Genomic DNA, 23,087 nt, shown 5'->3' on the forward strand with positions numbered 1-23,087 from the left:
GCGTTCGAGAGCTGCGAGAGCTTTCGAGAGTTGAGGAGGCGACCGCCATGCGCGACGCCGTCATCGTCGAAGCCGTCCGTACCCCGATCGGAAAGGGCCGGCCGACGGGCACGCTCGCCGGCGTGCACCCGGTCGAGCTGCTCGCCCACACCCTGCGCACCCTCATCGACCGGGCCGGCATGGATCCGGCGCTCGTCGACGACGTGGTCGGCGGCTGTGTCGACCAGGTGGGTGAGCAGGCCATGAACACCACTCGTTACGCCTGGCTGTCGGCCGGTTCCCGGACTCCGTGCCGGCGACCACGGTGGACCGTCAGTGCGGCTCCTCGCAGCAGGCCGTCCACTTCGCGGCCCAGGGAGTCATCGCCGGGGCCTACGACCTGGTCGTGGCGTGTGGCGTCGAGTCGATGAGCCGGGTGCCGATGTGGTCCAACGTCCCGGCGGGCGCCGACCCGTTCGGCCCGGGGATCGCGGCCCGCTACCCCGACGGGCTCGTCCCGCAGGGCATCAGCGCCGAGCTGATCGCCGCCAAGTGGTCCATCACCCGCGATCGGATGGACGACTTCGCCACCACGTCCCACCGCCGCGCGGCCGCCGCCCACGCGGACGGTCGCTTCGTCGCCGAAATCGCCCCCGTGACCACGGATGCCGGTGTGGTCGACACCGACGAATCCGTCCGTCCCGGCACCACGCCGGAGGTGCTCGCCGGCCTCCGCCCGTCGTTCGCCGACCCCGCCTTCGCCGAGCGGTACCCGCAGATCAACTGGTCGGTGACGGCCGGAAACAGCAGCCCGGTCAACGACGGCGCCTCCGCCGTCCTGATCACGTCCAGCGAAACGGCCGCCAAGCTGGGGCTGCGGCCCAAGGCCCGGCTGCACAGTTTCGCCGTCACGGGCTCGGACCCGCTCATGATGCTGACCGGAGTCGTCCCCGCCACAGAGAAAGTGCTGCGCCGGGCCGGACTCGGACTGGACGACATCGATCTGTTCGAGGTCAACGAGGCCTTCGCGAGTGTGGTCCTGGCCTGGCTCCAGGAGACCGGAGCCGACCCCGCCAAGGTGAACGTCAACGGTGGCGCCATCGCACTCGGCCACCCGCTCGGCGCCAGCGGCACCCGACTCATGACCACGCTCGTCAACGCCATGGGACAGCGCGGCGCGCGGTACGCCCTGCAGACGATGTGCGAGGCCGGCGGACTCGCCAACGCCACCATTCTGGAGTCGCTCCAGTAGTCAGTGGTCCGTGATGGGAGCGGCTCAGGCCACCGCGTGTTCCCGTTTCTGCGGGCCGACCAGCCGCGCCACCCCGGCCAGGACCGCCCGCGCCTCGCCCGTGAGGCCGGGAGCGGCCCGGAAGTGGCCCGCTTCGTCGAGGTGGTCCTCGATGGCCGGGATCGAGAGCGTGTGCGCGGCGGGGCGGAGGCCCACACGTGAGAGGACCGGCCGGATCATCTCGACGGCCGGGGCGCCGCCCGACGCTCCAGTGCTGTAGCTGATGAGTCCCACCGGTTTGCCCTGCCACTCCTGGTAGAGGGAGTCGATGGCGTTCTTGAGGGGAGCGGTGAAGCCGCCGTTGTACATCGGCAAGACGAAGACGAAGCACTCGGCGGCGCCGATCACCGCGCTCCAGTCCTTGGTGTGCTGGTGCACGTAGTGACCGTCGGACGGCAGGCCGGGTTCGTCCAGGAACGGCAGGGCGACCTCGGCCAGGTCGATCAGGGTGGAGTCGAACGGGCCCTGGGCGGTGGCGAGTTCGGTGACCCAGCGGGCGAGGGCGCGGCCCGAGGAGGTGGGTCGGGTACTGGCGGAGATGATGTGCAGCCGGGTCACGGTGCCTCCCAAGTAGTTGACGTGTCACGCATAACGCTAGAGACAAGTAGATGACACGTCAACCATGGCCCGGTAGGCTGGGGCGATGACCGAGGAACCCCGCTGGCTGACCGACCGTGAACAACGGGCATGGCAGGCGTACCGAAGGATGTTCCTGCTGCTCAACGCCCAGCTCGCTCGTGATCTCGGGCAGGACAGCGGCCTCTCGGAGCCCGACTACGACGTGCTGTCCTCCCTCGGCGCCGGCCCCCGCCACCGGCGGCGGATCAGCGACCTCGCCGACCACATGCTCTGGTCGCGCAGCCGTCTCTCGCACCATCTGGCGCGGATGGAGAAGCGGGGTCTGGTGGTGCGCGAGGAATGCGACACCGACGGCCGCGGCGCGATCGTCGCGCTGACCGAGGACGGCTTGCTGACGCTCGACCAGGCCGCGCCGTTGCATGTGGAGTCCGTGCGCAGACACTTCATCGATCTGCTGGACCCCGAGCAGATCGACGCGTTCGCCGGTATCGGAGAACGCGTCGTGAACCGGCTCGCCCCCACCGGGGACGACGGCTGACGGCCCATGCCTGTCCGACCCCCGGGCACGTCGCCGTGATCACGCACCCCGTTCATCTGGGAAACTTCGGACATGAAGCCAACCGATGCCACCACCGGTGCCACGATCACGGCCCCGCGCTCCGGGGAAGAGATCCGCGCGTACCTGGTCGGACGGCTGAACGCCGCCCTGCCCCGGCCGGAGATGTTCGGCGGGGAGATCGCCCTGCGGACCCTCATCGATCACCTGGCCTTCGTGGACAACCGCGAACAGGCCTGGGGGGATGAGAACGAGGCGCTGCGGGCGAGTGGGGCGTTCCAGGCAACCGGTGTCATCGGCGGATTCGCCCTTATGCTGCCGGACCACCGCGACCAGAAGGCCGCGGCCTCCGTCTACGCCGAGTTCGCCCATCGCAACGGCTGGCTGGAGCTGGACCGGGCGCTCACGCCCGAGGAGTACCAGGCGCTGCTCGGCGAGGTGCCCGGCTGGTGCTCGGAGAACAAGTGGTTCACCGATGTGGTCGAGTCGTTCGGGCCGCCCTCGCTGCTCATCGGCGGTACGAATCCGCAGTTCCCGAAGACGCTGGGCTACGCCACCGAGCGCCCCGGGGATCCGATGGTCTTCTTCCACCTCTGGAACGGGACCCGGCCGGGAAACCCGCCGGGGGGTGCGCCGATGTACGGCCAGCCCGTCGTGATGGCGGTGCGCCGCGCCGACGGTGGCGACGGCCCGTTTTCCGACACGTTCACCTTCACCCCGGAGGGCGCGCACCGCAGGCCGCCGCCGCAGGAGTACTGATCACGGCCGGGATCGCGTGACCCTATGAACTGTTGATGGCCCTTGCTACCCTCCGCCGCATGATTTCCACGGTTGTCTGGGGCACCGGAAATGTCGGGCGCGCTGCCGTCCGTGCCGTCGAGGCTCACCCGGCGCTGAAACTCGTGAACGTGCTTGTCCACAACCCCGAGAAGGTCGGCCGTGACGCGGGCGATCTCAGCGGGCTCGACTACCCGTTGGGTGTCGCGGCGACCGATGACATCGACGCGGTGCTGGCCGCCGGTCCCCGAGCAGTGGTGTACGCGGCATCCGGTGACATCCGTCCCGACGAGGCACTCGCCGACATCGTCAGGGCGCTCCGGGCCGGGGCCGTGGTCGTCAGCCCAGCGCTGTACCCGCTCTACGACCACCGCAACGCCCCGGCGGAGTTCCGCGAACCGGTGCTGGCCGCCATCGCGGAGGGCGGCGGCTCGCTGTTCGCCTCCGGGGTCGACCCGGGCTGGGGCAACGACGTACTGCCCCTGTTGATCAGTGGACTCGGCACCACCGTCGATGTGATCCGCTGTCAGGAGATCTTCGACTACTCCACCTACGAGCAGCCGGAATCCGTCCGGTACCTCGTCGGCATGGGCCAGCCGATGGACTACGAGCCGCTGATGCTGATGGAGACGATCCCCACCATGGTGTGGGGCGGTCAGATACGGATGATGGCCCGGGCGCTCGGCGTCGAACTCGACGAGATCCGCGAGACGATGGCCCGGCGGCCGCTCGAGACCACCGTGACCACCAGGACGATGGGCGAGTTCGAAGCCGGCACCCAGGGCGCGGTGCGGTTCGAGGTACAGGGCATCGTCGAGGGCGAGGCCCGCATCGTCATCGAGCACGTCACCCGTATCCACCCGTCCTGCGCACCGGACTGGCCGACGCCGCCCGACGGCACCGGCGCACACCGGGTGATCATCGAGGGCCGGCCGCGTATCGAGGTCACCATCGAGGCAAGTGACGAGGGCGAGAACCGGTCCGCGGGCGGGAACGCCACCGCGGTCGGCCGGCTGGTGGGCGCCATCGACTGGCTCGTGGACGCGGAGCCCGGACTCTACGACGCACTCGACGTCCCGCTGCGTCCCGCAGTCGGCAAACTCGGAAGGAAGCAACGATGAACATCGACATCCCCGAGGGCCAGGAGCCGATCGGGTACGTGTGGGGCGACATGGTCCCCGGCATCGGGATGGCCGCCGCGAACTTCTCGCTGTCGGTGTACGCCCACACGACCCTGGGACTGCGCGAGTTCGAGGCCGCCAGGCTGCGGATCGCGCAGATCAACGGGTGCCTGTTCTGCCTCGACTGGCGCACCGACCGGGACGGCGAGAAGGTCGAGGAGGAGTTCCCCGACGCGGTCACCGAATGGCGCACCACCGACGCGTTCGACGACCGCACCCGCCTCGCATCCGAGTACGCCGAGCGCTACGCCCTGGACCACCACGGCCTCGACGACGAGTTCTGGGACCGGATGACCGCGCACTACACCCAGGTCGAGATCGTGGAGCTGAGCATGAGCATCGGCTCCTGGCTGGCGTTCGGCCGGCTCAACCACGTACTGGGCCTCGACGCGGTGTGCGTGCTGCCCACGGGTTGAGGTGTTCCGGGGCCGCCCGGTACGACCGGCCGGGCCCCGGGTTCGGGCTCCCCCCGTAGGAGGCACCTTCCGTCGTCTCCTACGAGGTCGGCCGCCGCAGTTGGCCGTCGCGCCGGCCGGTCGCATCAGGCCGGCGCATCAGGCTGTCGCCACTGGACCTACAGGTCGGTGGCGATGATCTTCTCGATATTGCGTTCGGCGAGTGCCGTGATGGTGACGAACGGGTTGACGCTGGTGTTGCCGGGGATCAGCGCGCCGTCGATGACGTACAGGCCGGAGTAGCCGTACAGCCGGCCGTAGTTGTCGGTGGCCTTGTTCAGCACCGCGCCGCCGAGCGGGTGGTACGTGAGGGTGTCGTTCCAGATCTTGTAGACGCCGAACAGGTCGGTCCGGTAGATCGTCCCCTCTTTCGCGTTGATCTTGTCGAAGATCGTCTTGGCCATGTCGATGGACGGCTGCTTCCAGGCGGTCTGCCAGTCCAGGTCGACCCGGTTGGCGCCGGCGTTCCAGGTGAACGTGCCGCGGTTCGGGTTCTTGGTGATCGACAGATAGAACGACGCGAACGTCTCGATCCCGGTGGGCAGCGGCGCGACCTCGGCGAACGCGCCGCCGGCGGCCCAGTTGTCGATGCCTCCGCAGGGGATGGTCGCCTGGAGCGAGCCGGTCGGGTCCCAGATGTGGTTGGCCCGGCCGCACATCACGTTGCCGTTGTCGCCCCAGCCCTTGCCGATCTCGCTGTTGAGGTTGGGCAGTGCGCCGGTGGCCTTCAGCTTGGTCAGCAGCTTGCTGGTGCCGACGCTGCCCGCCGCGAAGAACACCTTGTCCGCTGTCACGGTCTTGGTGACGGTGGTGTCGCCGTTGGTGTTGATCTGGTCGATGAGGACCGTGTAACCGCCGCCGGAGGCCGGGGAGACCGAGGTGACCTTGTGCAGTGGCGAGATGGTGACCTTGCCGGTCGCCTTGATCTGTGCGATGTACGTCTTCTGGAGCGACTTCTTGCCGTAGTTGTTGCCGTACAGGATCTCGCCCACCAGCGCCGACTTGGTCGCGGTGCCCGCCGCCTCCTGCTTCATGTAGTCCCAGTCGTATACGTCCGGCACGAAGACGAACGGGAAGCCGGAGCGCTGGGCCTGCTTGCGGCCGACCCGGGCGTACTGGTAGCAGTCGGTCGTGTCGAACCAGGCCGGGTCGATGGTGCCGACGCCGAGCCCGGCGTTGGCGCGCGGGTAGTAGGTGTTGTACATCTCGTCGGCGTTCACGGACGGGAGGATGGCGCCGAAGTTCTCGCGCTTCGGGGTGACGGCCATACCGCCGTTGACCAGCGAACCGCCGCCGACGCCGCGGCCCTGGTAGACGGTGATGCCGCTGAAGTCCTCGGCGTCCAGGATCCCGGTGTAGCGGGGGATGCTCTTGTCGATCGGAATGCCGAAGAAGTTGCTGAGGGGCTGTTTGGTCTTGGTGCGCAGCCAGTAGGAGCGGTTGTCCGGCGAGGTCGTGTTGCAGAAGATCTTGCCGTCCGAGCCTGGCGTGTCCCAGGCCATGCCCATCTCGACCATCTGTACGTTGACGCCCGCCTGCGCGAGACGTAGGGCGGCTACGGAGCCGCCGTAGCCGGTCCCGATCACCAGAACCGGAACGTGGGCGCCGTTGTCGATCACGGCAGCCGCGGGGGCGGCAGCTGCCTGGGCTGCGGTGACGCGCGCGGAGAGCGTCACGGCTCCCAGAATAGAACCTGTTCCTGCGATGAACCGACGGCGTGAAACGCCCCCAGAACCGTTACCGCGCATGGTAGAGTCGCTCATGTGACGTTCCTCACTCTCGGTCGAATGGGAACAAGTTCTACTGTTACCAGCTTGTGAAGTCACGCCATACTTATTGGTAACTTCTCGCCGATCACCCAGCTGTGACTTGGGGTCGGCGGCGCGCGTCCACTGCGTAATCGGAAGCTGCCGCCGTGCCCGGCGGCCGGTGCCGCGGACCGCTGCGGCCGCCGGAGATCGTGGAAACTGTCGCTGTGAACGCCACTGCTGACGACGGCTCACCGGAACGAACGGGCTACCGGCGATCGGCGGGCTCGCCGCGCGGCGAGGCCAGACGCCAGGAACTGCTCGACAGCGTCACCGAGGACCTCGCGGTCAACGGACTCGTGGACTTCTCGCTGCGCCGTGCCGCGCGAGCGGCCGGGGCCACCCACAAGGTGCTGCTCCACCACTTCGACGGAGCCGACGACCTGCTCGTCCAGGCGATCGTCCAACTGCGGGAACAGCGGATCGCGAAGGCGTTCGCCGATGGAGATGTCCGCGGAGTGGGAGAAGGTCCGCTTCGTCAGCGGCGGTACGGAGTGTGCCGCCTGGCACTGTCCGGGGAGCAACGGCGGCCGCGTGATCATGACCGGCGGTGCCGAGGTGATCAAGGAACCCGCCACGGTCGCTACGTCGCACCGGCCGGCGTGAAGACGATCGAACGGTCCGCCGGGACCGTCGCATACACGGTCACCGGCGCCGACGGCCCCACGATCGTGTTCAGCGGGTCGGCGCGACACGCCCCTGGGCCAGGAACGTTTCGACGGTCGACGTGAAGCGCTGCGGGTCGTCCAGCAAGGGGAAGTGGCCGGCGGCCGGTTGGACGGCCACTTCGGCCCGGGGGAACAACTCCGCGATGTCCGCGGCGACACGGGGGAGCGGACCGCTGTCCCGTTCGCCTGCGAGGAGCAGGACCCTCGCGTCCGACGCGGCGATGAAAGTGGGCATGGCCCCATCCTCATCGCCCCGTGACGCCCGCGGCAAGTGGTTGCCGGGGTCTACAGAGCGTCGGGATCGCAGTTGCTCCGGCGGACGCCGATCGCCCGCAGGGCGTTCACGACGTCGGACGGCTCGGAGCCGCGCAGCAGATGGACGGAACCCTTCGCGGCAAGGTGGTGGGCGGGTTCGGCGCCGGTGAGATGGGCGGCGACGATCACGACCGCCGGTGGCGGGCTCAGGGCGCGGAGCTCCTGGCACAGGGCGAGCGGGTCGATGCCGTCGAGCCGGGCGTCGATGATCACGACGTCGGTCAGCAGGGTCCGTGCCAGCGCCAGCACGGTGGCGTCGTCCGTCCCGTGCGCGATGACGCGGAAGTGCCGGTTGGCGTGGATCGCAGAGCGCATGTCGCTGGACGTGTCGCTGTCGTGCTCCATGAGCAGTACCGTCATCACGATCTCATCGTGCGCCACCCGGCGGCGAAGCGCGCGGAGTGGAGCCGCGCTACGCCGTTCGGCCGCGGCTGACCGGGTGTCGCGGAAGCCCGGCCCGCCCTGCCGGACCCTCCGCGACCGCCGCGATCAGAAGTTGATCATGTGCCCTGCCAGGCCGTGGATGGCCTCCTTGACCGCCTCGCCCAGCGTCGGGTGGGCGTGCACGTTGCGCGCCACCTCGTGGACCGTGAGATCCCACTGCTGCGCCAAGGTCAGCTCCGGCAGCAGCTCGGTGACTTCGGGACCGATCAGGTGCGCGCCGAGCAGCTCGCCGTGCGTCCGGTCGCTGATCACCTTCACGAAGCCGACCGGGTCGCCGAGACCGTGGGCCTTGCCGTTCGCGGTGAAGGGGAACTTCACCACGTTGACGTCGAAGCCCTTCTCCCGGGCCTGGGCCTCGGTCCAGCCGAAGCTGGCGATCTGCGGCTGGCAGTAGGTGGCCCGCGGAATCATGGTGAAGTCGAGTTCCATGGTCTCGGCGCCGGCGATGGTCTCGACCGCGATCACCGCCATCGACTCCGCCGCGTGCGCCAGCATCAGCTTCGCGGTGACGTCGCCGATCGCGAAGATGTGCGGCACGTTCGTGCGGCCGCGGGCGTCCACGTCGATCGCGCCGCGCTCGGTCAGCCGTACACCGGTGGCCTCCAGGCCGTAGCCGGTGACGCGCGGCGCGAAGCCGATCGCCTGCAGGACCTTGTCGGCCTCCAGGATCTGCTGCTGCCCGTCGCGGGTGACGGTGACCCGCACCTTGGCCGCCGGGTCGCTGTCGTCGATGGACTCGACACGGGTGGACGTCAGGATCTCGATGCCCAGCCGCCGGTAGCGCTTGGCGAGCTCGGCGGAGATCTCGGCGTCCTCCAGCGGCACGACCCGGTCGAGGAACTCGACGATCGTGACCTTCACCCCGTAGTTGTGCAGCACATACGCGAACTCGACGCCGATCGCGCCGGCCCCGGCGATGACGATGCTCTCCGGCAGCGTGTCGGTGAGGATCTGCTCCTCGTAGGTCACGACCCGGTCGCTCAGCGAGGTGCCCGGCAGCAGTCGCGTCGTGGCCCCGGCCGCGACGACGCAGTGATCGAACGTCACCGTCTCGGTCCCACCCGCCCGCAGCGCCACCTGCAGCGTGTGGTCGTCGACGAAGGTGCCCCGCCCGTCGTACTCGGTGATGCCGTTCTTCTTCATCAGATAGTGCACGCCCGCGACGCGGCCGTCGGCGACCTTCCGGCTGCGCAGGTACGCCTCCCGGTAGTCGAAGCTGACCTTGCCCTCGACCTTGATGCCGAAGGTCTTCGCCTCATGGGTGAAGATGTGCGCCAGTTCGGCGTTGCGCAGCAGCGCCTTCGACGGGATACAACCGACGTTCAGGCACACCCCGCCCCAGTACTTCTCCTCGATGACCGCCGCGCGCAGTCCGAGCTGGGTCGCGCGGACGGCGGCGGTGTATCCGCCCGGGCCGGCGCCGAGGACCACGACGTCAAAGTGTGTACTCATGATCCACACCCTAGACATCCGGGACCCGGTCCGAGCGGGCATCCGGGCAAGCGTGCCGTCTCTCACACGGGTCCACCCGGACCCCCGTGCGCCCGCCGTTCGATGCCGGGGCAGGGACGCGATGTCCCGCTGACGGGCGCTAACTCCGTATTGGCCATGGTTTTACCGATTGGTGGTACATCATTCGGCGCTGAACCCTACGCTGGCCCCAAGCCCTCCAGCCGGCCTCGCTGACAGCGGTTCGCGCCAGGGGGGCTCGGGAGGGGGCGTGTCATGCAGTGGGGGGCCTACGAGGTTTTCTCGGTTCTCTCGGGGGTCCTACTGATCCTCAGCGCGTTGTTCATACCGGGCTCATCGATGACGGACCGGTTCTGGTCCTTTGCCGGAGGGGCGTTCTTCCTCGGCTACGGCATCTACGTCGCGCAGCAGACGTCCGGGACCTTTACGTTCCCGGTCGCGGTCTTCGTGGTTCCCGTCGCCGCACTGCTCTATCTGATGGGCAGCGCGCTGGGCCGTTCGGTGCAGACGGAGGGCGGGGGCCGCCCCGCAGGACAGGCGCCCGTGGCCCCACGTCCCACGGATCCGCCCTCGGACGACCGGCCGTCGCCGTCACAGGACTGGTAGGCGAGGACATGGGGATCTTCGCCGCGCGGGCCACCAAGCGACTCATCGAAGCCGACCTCGCACCAACGGGCAACTGGCTGAAGCTGCCGTCCGACTGGCCCGCTGTCGACCGGGCCGATCTGCTCACCCTGGCGGCGCTCCACACGCTGACCCAGATCGACGTCGAGGACGCCACCTCCACCTGGGCCGCGGCGGGCGGCAAGGTCAACACGGGCGAGGTGGCGGGCAAGAGCCTGCGGTCCCTGCTCCGTGTCGAGGGCGGGGTCGAGGGCGGCTGCAGGTTCGTGCTGGGCGCGGTCGACCCGGTCGGCGGGTTCACCGGCGACTGGTCGCTCCAGGCCACTCCGGAGGCGGCCGGCGTGCGGCTCGCCGTGCCGTCCTGCCGGACCAGGGAGGATGCCCTGGTCAACGCAGACCTGTTCGCCTGGGTCCGCTCCGCGCACGCGCAGACCCTTTCCGACGGCCCGCCGCTGCGCCTCACCGACGGGCCGCCCCGGCTCGACGGCCTGGTCGAGTCGCAGGCGCTGCGGGCGCCGACGCTCTTCCACGACGCCTCACCGTTCGCCGACGACTACGTGATGCCGCTGCCGAGCGCGTTCCGGGACGGAGTCCGCATCCCCGTCCCGGCGACGGAGCGGGAACCGCTCGTGACGCTGCTGCACGCGTGCGGGCTGCCGGTCGAATCCGGGCCGGGCACGGACCAGGGCCTCTGCGCGGTGGACCTGGACGGCGGCCGTCCGGGACCGGCCGCGCGGCTGCGCCTGGTCGGCGGCCTGCCCGGCATGGACAGCGACGAACTCGTCATCGAACTCCCGCAGGAGTCGGAGCTGGGCCGCCGGCGCACCTTCCGCGCCACGGTCTGTCTGTTGTGGCGCATCGCGGACCGCGGCCGCGTCGTGTGCCCGCGGACGGTGCAGACCCTCGTCGGGTATCTGGAGGACTGCGGCGTCGACCGCTCCGATCCCGATCGCCAGGCCGTGTTCCGGCCCACCTGGAATCCGGACCTGCCCCTCGGCGTGGTCCCACTGCGACCAGGAACCTCGCTTCCGGTCGCGCTCTGCGTCCGCGGTCACGGGGATTCGCTGATGGACTGCCTGGCAGCGGCCCAGACCTGGCTGGTGGTCAGAGAACGCACCTGGACCCACGGGATGCGGGCGGCCTCCCGCCGGAACAACAGGGTCTACTCGATGCGCCGGCCGGCGTTCCTCACCCGGGACGGGAACCGGCTGCCGTATCTGCGGTACGCCCACACGGGTGTCGCGGATGTGGAAACAGTGGTGCTGACCAGCGCGGACAAGATGTGGTTCTGGGAGTGCGTCCTCAGGTCCTCCGTGGGTGCGGACGGCGTGCGCGAGAGCGTCCTGCTGGTCGACGGGTTGAGCCAGACCGACGGCCTCCTGGGCTACGGCGCGGAACTGCTGCGGCTGCTCGGCGCGTTCGCCCGGCTGGTGCAGTCCGCGGAACCCGCGGCCGGGATCCGGACGATCACTCTGGAGCTGTGAGCCAGGGGCGTTCGGACGGGACTTCGACGAAGCGACCTACCGCAGCACGTGCACCGCGGCGGAGAAGACGGCGGGCAGGCGGGAGGCGGCCGGGACGACGAGGCGCGCGGTGCGCGGGTGGCGGCCGGCCGTCAGCAGCGCACCGGTCAGGAGGCGGTGGCGCCGTGTCAGCCGCGTCCATGCCGCCTCGTACGCTTCCGGCCGTCCGCCGAGCAGACTCCGCACCGCGGCCTCGGCGCTCTGCAGACCCAGTGCGATGCCCTCGCCGGTGAGCGCATCGGTGTATCCCGCGGCATCGCCGACGAGCAGAACCCGGCCGGCGACCCGGCGGCGTACCCGCTGGCGCAGCGGCCCGGCGCCGCGCACCGCGGTCGCGGCGGCGTCCCGAAGCCGCGCGGACAGCGCGGGAAAGGCGGCGAGCTGGTCGTCGTAACCGCGCCGGCTCCGGCTCAGTACGGCCACGCCCACCAGGTCGTCGGCGACCGGCGTCACGTAGGCCTCGCCGTGCGAGGACCAGTGCACCTCGACGAAGTCCGTCCACGGTTCCACCCGGTAGTGCCGGCGCAGCCCGTACCGTCCCTCCGCGCGATCCGGAAGGGCCAACCCCAGGCCGCGGCGCACGGGGGAGTGCAGTCCATCGGCGGCGATCAGCCACCGTGCTGTCATCCCCGCGGCGACCACCTGGTCCGCCGACTGGCGCACCTCGGACACCTTGCCGGTCACCATCTCCACCCCGAGATCCCGGGCGCGTTGGTGCAGTGCCGCGTGGAGGGTGGTGCGGCGGATCCCGAGCCCGGTGCCGTCACGGAAACCGGCCTCGGCCCGGCGGGTGGCGTCGAGGTAGCGGATACCGCGCAGTTCGCGGCCGGCGACGTCGATGCCCAGCGCCCGCAAGGCGGCGACACCGCCCGGCATGACGCCTTCCCCGCAGGCCTTGTCCACGGGAGCGGTCCTGGGCTCCACGACGACGGCGCGCATCCCGGCGAGAGCGGCGTGCATGGCGGCGGCCAGCCCCGCGGGCCCTCCACCGGCCACCAGGAGGTCGATCACGCCGTCGCGTCCAGGCCGGCGGATCCCGGCACTCCGGCCGGTTCGGGCCGCGGTCCGGCGGCCCCGGCCAGGGCCTCGTTCTCGCAGCGGACCCGCACGGCGAGCAGCGCGGCGTTCAGGACGGTGAAGGCGACGGCGGTGACCCAGGCGGTGTGCGCCAGGGGAAGGGCCAGGCCTTCGGCGACGACGGCGACGTAGTTGGGGTGGCCGAGCCACCGGTAGGGCCCGCCGGTCACCAACGGCATCCCGGGAATGACGATCACGCGGGTGTTCCAGCGTGGCCCCAGGGTGCTGATGCACCACCACCGAAGGCCTTGTGCCGCCACCACCACGGCCAGCATCGGCCATCCCAGGGCGGGTACGAAGGGGCGGTCGGCGAGCCCCGCCTCGATCAGGCACCCCGCGAGGAGCGCGGTGTGCAGGGCGACCATGGCCGGGTAGTGACCCTGTCCTGCCACGACCGCGCCGCGGGACATGCTCCACCGCTCGTTGCGCCGGGCGACGACGAGTTCGGCGATCCGCTCGGCGGCGACCGCCGCCACCAACAGTGCGTACCAGATCATGCAGTCCTCCGACCTACCAGCGCAGCAGCACCAGTTCGCAGCAGAAACCGGGCCCCATCGCCAACAGCAGCCCCGGGGCGCCCGCCGCTGGGCGGCTCTCCGCCCAGGTATCGCGCAGTACGTGCAGGACCGACGACGAGGAGAGGTTCCCGACGGCGGCCAGGTGCCGCCACGTCACGTCCAGCGCCCCGTCCCGTAGTTCGAGGCTCTCCGAGACCGCCTCCAGAACCCTGGGCCCACCCGGGTGGCACACCCAGGTGGTCACGTCCTTCGGTTTCAGCCCGTGCTCGCTCAGGAATCCCGTGACGTCGTCCGCGAGGTGGCGGCGCACCACGTCGGGGACGGCGGGATCCAGCACGACCTTGAAACCGGAGTTGGTGATGCTCCAGCCCATGACCTGTTCGGTGTCGGGGTACAGCCGGCTGCGGGTCGCCACGATCGTCGGCCCCGACGGTACGGGCGCCCCGGCGGACGGCTCGGCGGCGCGCTCGGCGCCGCAGGCCACGACGGCGGCGGCGCCGTCGCCGAACAGGGCCGTCGCCACCAGGTTGGCCATGGAGTCGTCGTTGCGCTGGAAGGTGAGCGAGCAGAGCTCGACCGACAGCAGCACCGCCACGTGGTCCGGCCGCCCGAGCAGGTAGTCGTGCACCCGGGCCAGTCCGGCGGCTCCCCCGACACAGCCGAGGCCGAACAGCGGCATGCGCTTGACGTCCTCGCGCAGTCCGAGCCGTCCGACGAGCCGTGCGTCGATCGACGGGGTGGCGATCCCGGTGACCGAGGTGAACATCAGGAGATCGACGTCGGAGGGGACGAGCCCCGCCGTGCGCAGCGCCCCGCGGATCACCTGGGAGCCCAGCGTCGTGGCCCCGGCGATGAAGGCGTCGTTGGCGGCGCCGAAGCCGTCGAGTTCCGCGTACCGGTCGAGCGGCAGCGTCATATGGCGCGAACGGACCTGGGATCCCTGATGGAGCCGGTCCAGCACCCGGCGGTCGGAGTTCGCTGGCAGACAGGTGCGCGCCACTATGTCCGTGATCTCGGCCTGCTCGTGACGGTGGGGCGCCAGGGCGCCGTGAACGGCTGCGATACGGGTCATGGGACTCCCGACGTGGGGGCGGGGCCTGCTCGGGAACTTCGCCCGGGACAGGCATTCAACACCCGGTGATCGCCAGGACACGCTGCGACACGGCCGGAGGTGCCTAGGATCGCCCCATGGCCACCCCCGAGCAGCCGACCGCCGGTGCCCCCTCCGCCCGTCGGGGCGGAGGGGGCACCGGCTCGACGTGGTTCCGGGCGCGGGCCCTCGCGGGGTCCTGCCACCCCGGGCCGACGGCGGCTGTCACGGTGCTGTTGACCGTCCTGGCCCGGGCCGCGGGCCACAACGCCGTGAGCACCGCGCTGATCGCCGCGGCCGTCCTGACCGGCCAGTTGTCGGTGGGCTGGTGCAACGACGCGTTCGACGCGCGCCGTGACATCGCCGCCGGCCGCCGCGACAAGCCGATCGCGGCCGGCGCGGTCGGCGTCAGGACCGTGTGGACGGCCGCGTGGTGCGCCCTGGCCCTGTGCGTGCCGCTGTCGCTCGCCTGCGGTCCGCTCGCGGGGACCGTCCATCTGGCGGGGGTCGCCGCAGCCTGGGCGTACGACCTGCGCCTCAAGTCGACGGCCTGGTCCTGGCTGCCCTACGCGGCGGGCTTCGCGAGCCTGCCGGCCTTCGTTGCGCTGAGCCTGCCGGGGCACCCGTGGCCGGCCTGGTGGCTCGTCTGCGCGGGAGCGCTGTTGGGAGTGGGCGCCCACTTGGGCGATGTACTGCCGGACATCCGCGACGACCTCGCGGCCGGTGTCCGGGGGTGGCCGCAGCGACTGGGCACCTCCGCCACCCGCCTGTTGCTCCCGCTGCCGTTGGTGGCCGCGACCGCGCTGCTGGTCCTCGGACCCCCCGGTCCACCCGGCGCTCGGAGCGCGGCGGCACTTCTCGCCGCCGTACTCGTCGCCGTTGCCGGATCGGTGGTGGGCCGTCAGTGGGAGCGGGCGGCCTTCGCCGCGGCCGTCGTGGTGGCGGCGCTGGACGTGGCCCTGCTCGTGGGCCGCGGTGCGGCGATCATCTGACCGGGTCCTCCGCGGGGGAGATCCGCCGGGTGAGCGCGCGGCCTCCCACTGCGATGACGAGTGCGCCGGCGATCAGGGCCGCCGCCACCGCGAACGTGATCCGCATACCGGTGGCAACGGCGTCGGGGGCCGCTGTGGTGATGTCGTTCGTCGCCGCCGCGAGGGCGAACACGGCGCCCATGACGGAGGCGCCGGTGATGAGACCGAGATTGCGCGAGAGATTGAGCATGCCGGAGATGACGCCCCGTCGGTCCGGCGGGACATCTGTCATGACGGCGGTGTTGTTGGCCGTCTGGAACACCGCGTAGCCGGCGGTGATGACGACGATGGGGACGAGGTAGCCGGCGATGCCGAGGCCCGCCGGTGTGAGGGACAGGATCAACGAGCCGGCCGTCATGGCGACGAGTCCGAGGACGGTCATACGGTGGGCGCCGAAACGGTCCGCGATCCGGCCGGCGGGTACTCCGGTGAGCGCGGCGACCAGCGGACCGACGGACAGCACCAGTCCGACCAGTGCCTCATGGAGCCCGAGCGCACGGGCGAGATAGAACGGCCCGACCACCAGCGTGGCCATCATGACCGTCGAGACGAGCGTACTCATGGCGAGGCTCGCGCTCAGCGCGGGATCGCGGAACATCGCCAAGCGGATCAGAGGTGATGCCGCCGTGGTCTCCGCGCGGACGAAGAGACCGACACCGATGGCGGCAGCCACCAGCAGAGCCACGTTGAGCGAACCGAAACTTCCGCGCCCCATGGTCATGGCGAGCGCATAGGCCGCGAGGGTCAGCGCGAGCAGCAGCGTTCCCACCCGGTCGAAGGCCGCCCGGTCGGTCCTGGGTCTCTGCCGGTCGACGGGCAGATGACGGTGCGCGAGGAGGAGAGCCAGGATGCCCAGCGGTGCGTTGACAAGGAAGATCGCCCGCCAGCCGGGTCCCGCGATCAGAGCGCCGCCCAGCGACGGACCGAGGGCGGTGCCGACCGCGGACATCGTTCCGAGCAGCCCCATGGCGCTGCCGGTTCGTGCTTTCGGCACCGTCTCACCGACGAACGCCATGGTGAGCGCCATCATGATGGCCGCTCCGAGCCCCTGCGCCGCCCGGGCGGCGATCAGCGACCAGAGCGTGGGCGCGAGACCGCACAGCACCGAGGCCGCCGTGAACAGGAGGATTCCGCCCAGCAGCAGCCGTCGGCGGCCGATGAGGTCACCGAGCCGTCCGACGCTGACGATCACGGTGGTGATGGCCAGCAGATACGCGAGGACGATCCACTGGACCTGCTGGAACGAGGCGGTGAATGCCTGCGCCAGTGTCGGCAGGGCGACATTGGCGACGCTGGTGCCGAGCGAGGACAGCAACATGGACAGCGAGAGCCCGGCGAGCGCCCACCTGACCGAAGGCGTCGGCACCGTATGCCCGGCCGCTGTCGCGTCTGGTCCCGCACTGATGATTTTCACGGTGAACTCCGTCTCCTGGTGACTCGTGAACTCGCGAACTCGCGCACTCGGTAGGCCCGGCAAGGTCAGGCAGCAGGGCGCACGCCCGTGAAGACCGTGGTGGCGGAGAGCAGGAAGGCGTCCGGCCGGCGCAGGATGCCTTCCGGTGCCTGGGGATCGATCAGCACGTCGAGCGTCGAGCGGTCGTCCGCGTCCAGGTGGTCACTCATCGATTCCCGCAGCCGGTTCAGATGCGTGTGCAGGAAGGTGCGGGCCGCCTCGCCGAGAGGTGCCGGCAGGTCGAGCAGCGACGTGAAACCGCCGGTGCGGACGAGCCCGGCGCGGCCGAGCATCGCGGGCCAGTCCTCGGCCACGGAGATGCTGCCGGGCAACTCGGCCCGCATCGTCTCGAACCACTGCTCCTGGGCGGCGTCGAGCCGGGCCTGGAGACCCGGCCGGCCGATGCCGATGTCGCGCGGGAGGAAACGCGCCGGCAGGCCGCCCTCCGCCACGGCGAGCAGCCCGCCGGGCCGCAGCAGCCCGGCAAGCGCGTCCAGCGCGCCCTGCTGATCGCCGAGGTGGTGCACGGCCTTGCTGCTCCAGATCACGTCCGCGGTGCCGAGTCCGCCCTCCCCGTGCTCGTCACCACCGTCCAGACCTTCGGGAAGCTCCGCGTGCCGGACGGCCACCCGGCCGCCGAGGCCGAGCCGCCCGGCACGGGCCAGGGCACGGTCCAGCAGCCCGGGTGTGCCGTCCACGGCGACCACCTCGGCGTTCGCGAAGGTCTCGGCGAGCACACAGGTCATCACGCCCGGTCCGCTGCCGATGTCGAGGACGCGCCGGACCTCCTTCTCCGGCCCGAGCCGCTCGCTCAGAACGGCCGCGATCCGCCGGAGGACCGGGAGCTGCAACTCGCCGCTGGTCTCCAGCTGGGCGGCCATGACCTCCCAGTCGATGTCGGTGTGGTGGTGCCCGTGGGCGTGGGCGTGTGTGTGGCCGGAGGCGCTGTGTGGGTTCATGGCGAGGAGCGTGCACCTGCCGGGAACGCAGCGGCAACTCTTGTTGCCAATTCCGGGACAGCGGGATGGAATGCCCGCATGGACACCCCGCCGCCCCACCAAGCGGTCCTCGACGAGGTCGCACCCCGGCTCAGACGGCTGCGCGCCGAGCACGGCCTGACCCTGGCCGCGCTCGCCGAGACGACCGGCATCTCCAAGAGCACCCTTTCCCGGCTGGAGTCCGGACAGCGCCGCCCCAGCCTGGAACTGCTGCTGCCGCTCGCCGGCGCCTACCACGTGGCTCTGGACGAGCTGGTCGGCGCTCCCGAAGTGGGTGATCCCCGGGTGCGGTTGACCCCCCGTGCCTTGCCCAACGGCGGTACGTCCGTAGCCCTGTCCCGGAGTCCGGGCCGCCTTCAGGCGTACAAGATGGTCATCCCCGACCGGGGTGCCGAGCCGGTTCTCCGTACGCACGAGGGCTATGAGTGGCTGTATGTGCTGGACGGCCGGCTACGGCTCGTCCTCGCCGAGCACGATCTGGTCCTCGGCCCCGGCGAGGTCGCCGAGTGGGACACCCGGCTGCCCCACTGGTTCGGCAGCGCGGACGGGCGGCCCGTGGAGATCCTCAGCCTCTTCGGGAGGCAGGGGGAGCGCATGCACGTCCGCGCCAAGCCCAGCGCATGACGGAGCCCGGATGGCCCATGGCCGTGGGCGGACACGGCTCGTGACACGGACAGTGGAGACGTATGTCCGTAGCCGTTCGAGCGCAGCCACCCACCTGGAGACAGCGATGACGTGCATCAACCGACGGGACCTCGGTCTGCTCACCCTCCGGGTCGGCACCGGGGCGGTGCTGATGGCCCACGGGACGCAGAAGCTGTTCGGCTGGTTCGGCGGAGGGGGCCTGGACGGGACCGCGGCCGCGATGGAGCACATGGGGTTCACGCCCGGCCGGGAGAGCGCGCTCGCCGCCGGTCTCGGTGAGGCGGGCGGTGGAGCGCTGCTCGCACTGGGCCTGGGCACCCCCGCCGCCGGGGCGGCAGCGGCGGGTGCCATGGCGGGTGCCGTGGCGGTCCACGCGCCGGCCGGATTCTTCGCCCAGGGCGGCGGGTTCGAATACCCCGCGTTCCTCGGGTTCACCGCCGCCACGGTAGGTATCGCGGGGGCGGGCCGTTACGCCCTGGACCACGCCACCGGCCACCGTTTCGACCGGCCGTGGGTGGTCGCGGTGGCCTTCGTCGGCAGTGCGCTGATGGCCGCCGCCGTCGTCACGAAGCGGGCCAACGCGCAGGCGGACGAGGGCGACGACTTCGCACAGGACGACGGTGAAACGTCATGACGAGAAGCCGATGTGCACATGGTCGTGATGCGTGTCGTCGGAGAAGAACTGATTCGACGTCACACCTCCCGACAGCAGCACGGGCCCGCCGACGTTGTACGAGCCCGCCGCCGCGGCGGCCCGCATGAACGCGGTGATCAGTGCGCGTGGGGTGGCCGGGTCGACCACCGGGTGGCCGTCGATGCGCCAGACGTCGAAGGCCCTGCCGACCGGATGGTCACTGGGACGGCTGGTGCCGAACACGTCCAGCGGATGGCCGGACCGCACCACGCTCACCGACATCCGGTAGGTGTCGGCCAGCCGCAGCATCGCCTGGAGCACGCTGTCGTGCACGGTGCCGCTGCGGATGTCAGCGGCCGACGCGGGCGGCAGTTCGATGGTCGAGCGGGCCAGCACCGCGCGCGTCGCCGCGCTCGGTGACGTGGCGGCAGGCTCCGCGACCGCCGGGTGCAGCGCGGTGACGCTCCAGCCGGAGCCCGTCCGGCTCAGCCGTACGTCCACCGTGGTGCCGCCGTTGATGACGGCTCCGGTGCCGTTCCTGCTCCACTGGCGGCACACCACCAGGACGCTCGCGGTGTCGGCCAGGAGGCCGCCGTACTGCGCGTCGATCACCTGCAGACTCGCTTCGTCCCCCGATCCCAGCAGGCTGCCGGCCTGCGACGCGAGTTGGCCCGCGAGCGCGGCGGGAATGCCCAGCGCGGCGGCCCGCGCCGCGGCCCGGCGCTCCCCGGCCTGCCCGGCCCGCCACGATCCGAGCGCCTCGATCAGCGCCACGGCACTCCGTTTGGCCGCGGGTTCGATCTCGCCCGGACCCGGCCGCCAGGGCGCGGCTACGGGCAGCGTCGCGCTGGGACGTACGGACGTCGCGGCGGACGACGCGGGTGCGGCGGTCGCGGTGGTCGATGTGGTCGAGGTGGTCGATGTGGCCGATGTGGACGGTGTGGCTGTGGTGGACGGTGTCTGCGGCCCGGAGCTGCGCGAGGTGCCGGTGGACGACGGCGCCGTCGTGCCGTTCGAACACCCCGTCGCCCACACCAGTACGGACGACGCGCCCCACAACAGCGACCGGCGTCCGACAGGACCGGCAGCGGGGCGGGCGGGAGGCGTGGCCATTTGCGGCTCCTCGGACGAGGCGGCGTCAGGGCGCGACCAGTATCCGCCCGAGGAGGCTCTGCAGCGGGTTGCCACGGCGCAGGTCAGGCGGTGAGCCGCGGATTGCGCGGATAGGCGCTGAAGGCGTCGGCCCGCAGCGGGGCTTCGCCGGTCACGATGTGGTGCGGGGTGAACTGCACCCGGCGTCCGGTCCCGCCGTCGTCGCCGGGAGTGCCCGGTTCCGCCCACCGGACCTCGGCCGAGCCGGAGAGGTGAAGGGTGGCGCCGGTGGCGAAGTCCACGAACAGCAGGGCGGCGGTGTCGTCGACGGCGAGGTTGCCCAGGCTGTTGAACATGTTGTTGCCCGGGTAGTCCGGCCACCACAGTCCGTCGGGCCGGACACGGACGAAGCCGGGCGAGCCACCGCGGTGGGAGGCGTCCGCACCGCGGGTCGGATGGGTGGTGCCCAGGAAGAACGTGTCGGCCCGTTCGATCAACCGCAGGTCGTCGGCGTCCAGGGTCGTGTGGCGTCCGTCCGTGCCCGTCCCCGCCCCGGAGCCCGCTCCGGATCCAGGGCGGAGACGGCGCTGCTGGATGTACTGCGGGCAGTTGCCGTACGCCTGGTCGACCGACACGGTGAAGCCGGTGTCGTCGAGGGCGTCCAGGGTGCCGTTGACGCGCAGCCTGCGACGGTTCGCGAAGTCGATCGCGACGAGGCCGACCGGCTGCGCGGGTGCCGGCCCCGGTGCGGCCAGCGGATCGCCCGGCGAGGGCAGCGCGTGGACCCGCAGGGTCGTGTCGTGGCCGTCGAGAAAGCCCGGGGCGCCGCGCAGGGGTGAGGTCCACAGCGTTCCGTCGTGGTCCCGGGCGGTGAGGACGGCCAGGTCACGCGCTTCCAGGAAGCGGCTCGCACCCCCGGTGAGGTCCGGTGGCGCGAGCATGCCCGACAGCCGGGCGGCCGCGCCGAGCGATCCGGCGCGGCGCTGGACCGCGAGTTCTCCGTCGTGGAATCCGGTGGGGGCGGTCGTGGGAGTTGTCCTGGCGGCTGCGCCGGTCTGCGGGAGCTGGGACATCGTGAACGCCTTCCGTGGGAGCACTCACCGGTACTAATGGATAGAGAAAACTCTATCCATTAGTACAATGCCACGGATGCCCGCTCATGGCAAATGGCTGGATGGGCTTGTATCCGTTAGCTCGGAGGGGGTCGGGCGCGTGGGCCGGCTGCCCAGCCGGCGCAGGGCGAGGAGGCCGCCGATGCCGGGGATCAGTGTCAGGGCCGTGGTGCGCGGGGTTCTGTCCGGGTCACGGGCGCCGGCGACGATGGTGAACAGATAGGCGCAGCCGTGGACAGGGCCGGCCAGCGACGAGATCGCGGGCAGGTGCGCGGTGAACAGATTGGCCAACAGGATCACGAGGGAGGCCAGTTCGACGGCGGCGGAGACGCGCAGCGGCTGCCGGGTGCGGTTCATGGTCATGCTCCTGTGGTGGAACCGGGGCGGACGATCATCAGGACGGTCACCGCGGCCCACAGCAGGTTGAAGATCCCGGTGAACATCGCCAGCCGCGCTGTCGCGCTGCGGTCGACGGGTGGCGACCCCTCGTCGAGCTGGGTCAGCAGGGCGTCCTGGCGCGGCAGCACCAGGAGCGCCAGGACGCCGGCGGCCACCGCGGTGAGCACGATGGAGACGATGAGCCAGGTGTCGCCGAGGACACCCATGCTGCTGGCGGTGGCGAACCCGAAGACCGGGACCGCCAGCGCGATCGCGGCGTACACGCGGCAGATGCGGTGCAGGAGCCGGACCGTGGCGATGGACGGCGCGTCCGGGCCCGCCGCCTGGGCACGGCGAGCCGCGGCGGGCAGCATGCTGGCGGCGACGGTCACCGGACCGATCGCAACGATGGCGACCAGGACGTGGACGGCGAGGAGGAATTTCGTCATGACAGGACGCCGGGCTCCGGCTCTGCTGCGTCCGCCCGCTCACCGGTCACCGTGGCGGCGGGCAGACGTCCTGCCTTGGCCTTGCCGGTGAGCCGGTCGCCGTCGACGACAAGGGCGTACACGAGGTGGAGCCGCAAGGGCTTGGGGATGGATTGCTTCCACGTCAACCTGCCGCCGTCGACGGCGATGTCGGTCAGCGGTACCTCTTCGCCGGATCGCCGGTCGCGGGCCGTTCCGTGCCAGGACCCGTCCGGCCGCAGGACCCCTTCCGTCCTGACATGTTGTTTGCCCAGTGGGGTGTCGATCGTCGGATTCCCGATGCCTTCGGCAGTCACGTTGCAGATGCGCTTTCGGTCGCGGAGTGGGAAAGGGTGGTTCGGAGGGCGAGAGCGGGGGCCTGTCCGCGGGTGGACCAGACGACGCCGCGTCGCTCGTGGGCGAAGAGCCGCTCCACGCTGTGGGCGACGCGCGGGTCGATCTCGCGATCGAGGAGGTACAGGGCGAGATCGAGACCGGACGTGACGCCGGCCCCGGTGACGAGGTCTCCGTCGTCGACGACCCGGGTCTGTACGGGCCGGGTTCCGGTGGCCTCCAGCAGTTCGAGGCCCAGATGGTGGGTGGTCGCGTGACGGCCTTCGATCAGGCCGGCCAGGGCCAGGATCAGCGAACCGCCGCAGACCGTCGCGACGATGGTGTCCTCGCGACTCAGTGCCTCCTCCATCGGACCGGGCAGGCCGGTCTGCAGCGAACAACACGATCTGGGCAAGCACGGGCGGTCTCTCCTTCGTCCTTCTCAGCGGTGCCGCACCACACGCTAGGCGGACCGCCGGAGGCTTCCCATGGGCTGGAACGACAAATGCCAACGGGTTCTCGCCACGCTCCTGACATGCTCAATCCCACGGTAGAAGAACTTGACCACTGCTTGAATCCTGTGGCGAGA

26 protein-coding genes and 2 pseudogenes are annotated in these 23,087 nt (G+C 70.8%); 11 read left to right on the plus strand and 17 right to left on the minus strand.

The window, feature by feature from the left end:
* Positions 1 to 47: 47 nt before the first annotated feature.
* A pseudogene (locus C6N31_RS19170) lies at positions 48 to 1,231 on the plus strand (thiolase family protein).
* A gap of 24 nt (positions 1,232 to 1,255) precedes the next feature.
* Here C6N31_RS19170 and C6N31_RS19175 read toward each other — a convergent pair.
* On the minus strand, positions 1,256 to 1,828 hold the full coding sequence (locus tag C6N31_RS19175; RefSeq protein ID WP_198357897.1) for an NADPH-dependent FMN reductase: 573 nt from the start codon (positions 1,826 to 1,828) through the stop codon (positions 1,256 to 1,258).
* Positions 1,829 to 1,913: 85 nt separating this feature from the next.
* On the opposite strand from C6N31_RS19175, the gene C6N31_RS19180 reads away from it, so the two are divergent.
* The 4 genes from C6N31_RS19180 (at position 1,914) to C6N31_RS19195 (ending at position 4,779) form a co-directional block, all read left to right on the plus strand.
* Complete coding sequence (locus C6N31_RS19180; RefSeq protein WP_138351480.1) at positions 1,914 to 2,387, plus strand: MarR family winged helix-turn-helix transcriptional regulator; 474 nt, start codon at positions 1,914 to 1,916, stop codon at positions 2,385 to 2,387.
* Positions 2,388 to 2,459: 72 nt separating this feature from the next.
* Positions 2,460 to 3,164: a hypothetical protein gene (locus C6N31_RS19185; protein WP_138351481.1), complete on the plus strand. Its 705-nt coding sequence runs from the start codon at positions 2,460 to 2,462 to the stop codon at positions 3,162 to 3,164.
* Between the two features lie 59 nt (positions 3,165 to 3,223).
* Positions 3,224 to 4,303 (plus strand): NAD(P)H-dependent amine dehydrogenase family protein, encoded by a 1,080-nt coding sequence (locus C6N31_RS19190; RefSeq protein WP_138351482.1) that lies wholly within the window; start codon positions 3,224 to 3,226, stop codon positions 4,301 to 4,303.
* On the plus strand, positions 4,300 to 4,779 hold the full coding sequence (locus C6N31_RS19195; RefSeq protein ID WP_198357898.1) for a carboxymuconolactone decarboxylase family protein: 480 nt from the start codon (positions 4,300 to 4,302) through the stop codon (positions 4,777 to 4,779). Before C6N31_RS19190 ends, C6N31_RS19195 begins: the two co-directional genes overlap by 4 nt.
* Before the next feature lie 158 nt (positions 4,780 to 4,937).
* Here the strand turns inward: C6N31_RS19195 and C6N31_RS19200 are convergent, their stop codons facing one another.
* The 5 genes from C6N31_RS19200 to lpdA form a co-directional block, all read right to left on the minus strand.
* Entirely contained in the window at positions 4,938 to 6,566 is a 1,629-nt protein-coding gene (locus C6N31_RS19200) for a GMC oxidoreductase (protein ID WP_381588597.1), read from the minus strand.
* Between the two features lie 251 nt (positions 6,567 to 6,817).
* Positions 6,818 to 7,204 (minus strand): hypothetical protein, encoded by a 387-nt coding sequence (locus C6N31_RS19205; protein WP_198357899.1) that lies wholly within the window; start codon positions 7,202 to 7,204, stop codon positions 6,818 to 6,820.
* 97 nt (positions 7,205 to 7,301) lie between these two features.
* Positions 7,302 to 7,529, minus strand: a complete 228-nt coding sequence (locus C6N31_RS19210; protein WP_198357900.1) for an alpha/beta fold hydrolase — start codon at positions 7,527 to 7,529, stop codon at positions 7,302 to 7,304.
* 50 nt (positions 7,530 to 7,579) lie between these two features.
* On the minus strand, positions 7,580 to 7,969 hold the full coding sequence (locus C6N31_RS19215) for a response regulator (protein WP_138351486.1): 390 nt from the start codon (positions 7,967 to 7,969) through the stop codon (positions 7,580 to 7,582).
* Positions 7,970 to 8,098: 129 nt separating this feature from the next.
* Positions 8,099 to 9,505, minus strand: coding sequence for a dihydrolipoyl dehydrogenase (gene lpdA / locus C6N31_RS19220; RefSeq protein WP_138351487.1), 1,407 nt, complete (start codon positions 9,503 to 9,505; stop codon positions 8,099 to 8,101).
* A 357-nt stretch (positions 9,506 to 9,862) separates the two neighbouring features.
* Between lpdA and C6N31_RS19225 the strand changes: the two genes are divergently transcribed.
* A complete protein-coding gene (locus C6N31_RS19225) occupies positions 9,863 to 10,129 on the plus strand; it encodes a hypothetical protein (RefSeq protein WP_187144724.1) in 267 nt (88 codons plus the stop codon).
* An 8-nt stretch (positions 10,130 to 10,137) separates the two neighbouring features.
* Entirely contained in the window at positions 10,138 to 11,631 is a 1,494-nt protein-coding gene (locus tag C6N31_RS19230) for a hypothetical protein (RefSeq protein ID WP_138351488.1), read from the plus strand.
* A gap of 36 nt (positions 11,632 to 11,667) precedes the next feature.
* On the opposite strand, the gene C6N31_RS19235 is transcribed toward C6N31_RS19230, so the two are convergent.
* Genes C6N31_RS19235 through C6N31_RS19245 form a run of 3 tightly spaced genes read right to left on the minus strand, consistent with a single transcriptional unit; the run spans position 11,668 to position 14,337 of the window.
* Entirely contained in the window at positions 11,668 to 12,681 is a 1,014-nt protein-coding gene (locus C6N31_RS19235) for an NAD(P)/FAD-dependent oxidoreductase (protein WP_138351489.1), read from the minus strand.
* Positions 12,678 to 13,244, minus strand: a complete 567-nt coding sequence (locus C6N31_RS19240; protein ID WP_138351490.1) for an isoprenylcysteine carboxyl methyltransferase family protein — start codon at positions 13,242 to 13,244, stop codon at positions 12,678 to 12,680. Before C6N31_RS19240 ends, C6N31_RS19235 begins: the two co-directional genes overlap by 4 nt.
* Positions 13,245 to 13,257: 13 nt before the next feature.
* Positions 13,258 to 14,337, minus strand: a complete 1,080-nt coding sequence (locus C6N31_RS19245; RefSeq protein WP_138351491.1) for a type III polyketide synthase — start codon at positions 14,335 to 14,337, stop codon at positions 13,258 to 13,260.
* A gap of 116 nt (positions 14,338 to 14,453) precedes the next feature.
* Here C6N31_RS19245 and C6N31_RS19250 point away from each other — a divergent pair, with 116 nt between their 5' ends.
* Positions 14,454 to 15,347: a UbiA family prenyltransferase gene (locus C6N31_RS19250; RefSeq protein WP_138351492.1), complete on the plus strand. Its 894-nt coding sequence runs from the start codon at positions 14,454 to 14,456 to the stop codon at positions 15,345 to 15,347.
* Here the strand turns inward: C6N31_RS19250 and C6N31_RS19255 are convergent.
* Entirely contained in the window at positions 15,340 to 16,800 is a 1,461-nt protein-coding gene (locus tag C6N31_RS19255; protein WP_198357901.1) for an MFS transporter, read from the minus strand. The genes C6N31_RS19250 and C6N31_RS19255 overlap by 8 nt on opposite strands.
* A gap of 65 nt (positions 16,801 to 16,865) precedes the next feature.
* Positions 16,866 to 17,798, minus strand: coding sequence for a class I SAM-dependent methyltransferase (locus tag C6N31_RS19260; RefSeq protein WP_138351493.1), 933 nt, complete (start codon positions 17,796 to 17,798; stop codon positions 16,866 to 16,868).
* Positions 17,799 to 17,876: 78 nt separating this feature from the next.
* On the opposite strand from C6N31_RS19260, the gene C6N31_RS19265 reads away from it, so the two are divergent.
* Both C6N31_RS19265 and C6N31_RS19270 read left to right on the plus strand, forming a co-directional pair.
* Positions 17,877 to 18,461 (plus strand): helix-turn-helix domain-containing protein, encoded by a 585-nt coding sequence (locus C6N31_RS19265; RefSeq protein WP_198357902.1) that lies wholly within the window; start codon positions 17,877 to 17,879, stop codon positions 18,459 to 18,461.
* Between the two features lie 106 nt (positions 18,462 to 18,567).
* Entirely contained in the window at positions 18,568 to 19,116 is a 549-nt protein-coding gene (locus C6N31_RS19270) for a DoxX family protein (protein ID WP_198357903.1), read from the plus strand.
* Here the strand turns inward: C6N31_RS19270 and C6N31_RS19275 are convergent.
* Entirely contained in the window at positions 19,111 to 19,890 is a 780-nt protein-coding gene (locus C6N31_RS19275; RefSeq protein ID WP_244808969.1) for a hypothetical protein, read from the minus strand. The two genes, C6N31_RS19270 and C6N31_RS19275, sit on opposite strands and share 6 nt — an antisense overlap.
* A gap of 10 nt (positions 19,891 to 19,900) precedes the next feature.
* Between C6N31_RS19275 and C6N31_RS19280 the strand changes: the two genes are divergently transcribed.
* Positions 19,901 to 20,323 carry a hypothetical protein gene (locus tag C6N31_RS19280; RefSeq protein ID WP_198357917.1) on the plus strand — a complete coding sequence of 141 codons (423 nt, stop codon included), beginning with the start codon at positions 19,901 to 19,903 and terminating at the stop codon, positions 20,321 to 20,323.
* Here the strand turns inward: C6N31_RS19280 and C6N31_RS19285 are convergent.
* The 5 genes and pseudogenes from C6N31_RS19285 to C6N31_RS19305 form a co-directional block, all read right to left on the minus strand.
* Positions 20,313 to 21,281, minus strand: coding sequence for a pyridoxamine 5'-phosphate oxidase family protein (locus tag C6N31_RS19285; protein ID WP_138351497.1), 969 nt, complete (start codon positions 21,279 to 21,281; stop codon positions 20,313 to 20,315). The genes C6N31_RS19280 and C6N31_RS19285 overlap by 11 nt on opposite strands.
* 84 nt (positions 21,282 to 21,365) lie before the next feature.
* Complete coding sequence (locus C6N31_RS19290) at positions 21,366 to 21,677, minus strand: DUF3817 domain-containing protein (RefSeq protein ID WP_198357904.1); 312 nt, start codon at positions 21,675 to 21,677, stop codon at positions 21,366 to 21,368.
* 2 nt (positions 21,678 to 21,679) lie between these two features.
* Positions 21,680 to 22,147 (minus strand): DUF2269 family protein, encoded by a 468-nt coding sequence (locus C6N31_RS19295; RefSeq protein WP_138351499.1) that lies wholly within the window; start codon positions 22,145 to 22,147, stop codon positions 21,680 to 21,682.
* A complete protein-coding gene (locus C6N31_RS19300; RefSeq protein ID WP_138351500.1) occupies positions 22,144 to 22,482 on the minus strand; it encodes a hypothetical protein in 339 nt (112 codons plus the stop codon). Before C6N31_RS19300 ends, C6N31_RS19295 begins: the two co-directional genes overlap by 4 nt.
* Positions 22,479 to 22,895, minus strand: a pseudogene (locus tag C6N31_RS19305) (DJ-1/PfpI family protein); the annotation flags it as partial. The pseudogene C6N31_RS19305 and the gene C6N31_RS19300, both read right to left, overlap by 4 nt.
* Between the last annotated feature and the right edge of the window lie 192 nt (positions 22,896 to 23,087).

Source organism: Streptomyces fildesensis, from assembly GCF_016107395.1.
GTDB classification, from domain to species: Bacteria; Actinomycetota; Actinomycetes; order Streptomycetales; family Streptomycetaceae; genus Actinacidiphila; species Actinacidiphila fildesensis.

What these genes read in the sequence shown, in the direction of transcription:
- C6N31_RS19180 (WP_138351480.1), top strand. Translation starts at nt 1,914, where the DNA reads ATGACCGAGGAACCCCGCTGGCTGACCGACCGTGAACAACGGGCATGG.
- C6N31_RS19215 (WP_138351486.1), bottom strand. Translation starts at nt 7,969, where the DNA reads ATGACGGTACTGCTCATGGAGCACGACAGCGACACGTCCAGCGACATG.
- C6N31_RS19265 (WP_198357902.1), top strand. Translation starts at nt 17,877, where the DNA reads ATGGACACCCCGCCGCCCCACCAAGCGGTCCTCGACGAGGTCGCACCC.
- C6N31_RS19225 (WP_187144724.1), top strand. Translation starts at nt 9,863, where the DNA reads ATGACGGACCGGTTCTGGTCCTTTGCCGGAGGGGCGTTCTTCCTCGGC.
- C6N31_RS19185 (WP_138351481.1), top strand. Translation starts at nt 2,460, where the DNA reads ATGAAGCCAACCGATGCCACCACCGGTGCCACGATCACGGCCCCGCGC.
- C6N31_RS19245 (WP_138351491.1), bottom strand. Translation starts at nt 14,337, where the DNA reads ATGACCCGTATCGCAGCCGTTCACGGCGCCCTGGCGCCCCACCGTCAC.
- C6N31_RS19190 (WP_138351482.1), top strand. Translation starts at nt 3,224, where the DNA reads ATGATTTCCACGGTTGTCTGGGGCACCGGAAATGTCGGGCGCGCTGCC.
- lpdA (WP_138351487.1), bottom strand. Translation starts at nt 9,505, where the DNA reads ATGAGTACACACTTTGACGTCGTGGTCCTCGGCGCCGGCCCGGGCGGA.
- C6N31_RS19230 (WP_138351488.1), top strand. Translation starts at nt 10,138, where the DNA reads ATGGGGATCTTCGCCGCGCGGGCCACCAAGCGACTCATCGAAGCCGAC.
- C6N31_RS19250 (WP_138351492.1), top strand. Translation starts at nt 14,454, where the DNA reads ATGGCCACCCCCGAGCAGCCGACCGCCGGTGCCCCCTCCGCCCGTCGG.
- C6N31_RS19285 (WP_138351497.1), bottom strand. Translation starts at nt 21,281, where the DNA reads ATGTCCCAGCTCCCGCAGACCGGCGCAGCCGCCAGGACAACTCCCACG.
- C6N31_RS19240 (WP_138351490.1), bottom strand. Translation starts at nt 13,244, where the DNA reads ATGATCTGGTACGCACTGTTGGTGGCGGCGGTCGCCGCCGAGCGGATC.
- C6N31_RS19195 (WP_198357898.1), top strand. Translation starts at nt 4,300, where the DNA reads ATGAACATCGACATCCCCGAGGGCCAGGAGCCGATCGGGTACGTGTGG.
- C6N31_RS19210 (WP_198357900.1), bottom strand. Translation starts at nt 7,529, where the DNA reads ATGCCCACTTTCATCGCCGCGTCGGACGCGAGGGTCCTGCTCCTCGCA.
- C6N31_RS19260 (WP_138351493.1), bottom strand. Translation starts at nt 17,798, where the DNA reads ATGAACCCACACAGCGCCTCCGGCCACACACACGCCCACGCCCACGGG.
- C6N31_RS19295 (WP_138351499.1), bottom strand. Translation starts at nt 22,147, where the DNA reads ATGACGAAATTCCTCCTCGCCGTCCACGTCCTGGTCGCCATCGTTGCG.
- C6N31_RS19290 (WP_198357904.1), bottom strand. Translation starts at nt 21,677, where the DNA reads ATGAACCGCACCCGGCAGCCGCTGCGCGTCTCCGCCGCCGTCGAACTG.
- C6N31_RS19200 (WP_381588597.1), bottom strand. Translation starts at nt 6,566, where the DNA reads ATGCGCGGTAACGGTTCTGGGGGCGTTTCACGCCGTCGGTTCATCGCA.
- C6N31_RS19270 (WP_198357903.1), top strand. Translation starts at nt 18,568, where the DNA reads ATGACGTGCATCAACCGACGGGACCTCGGTCTGCTCACCCTCCGGGTC.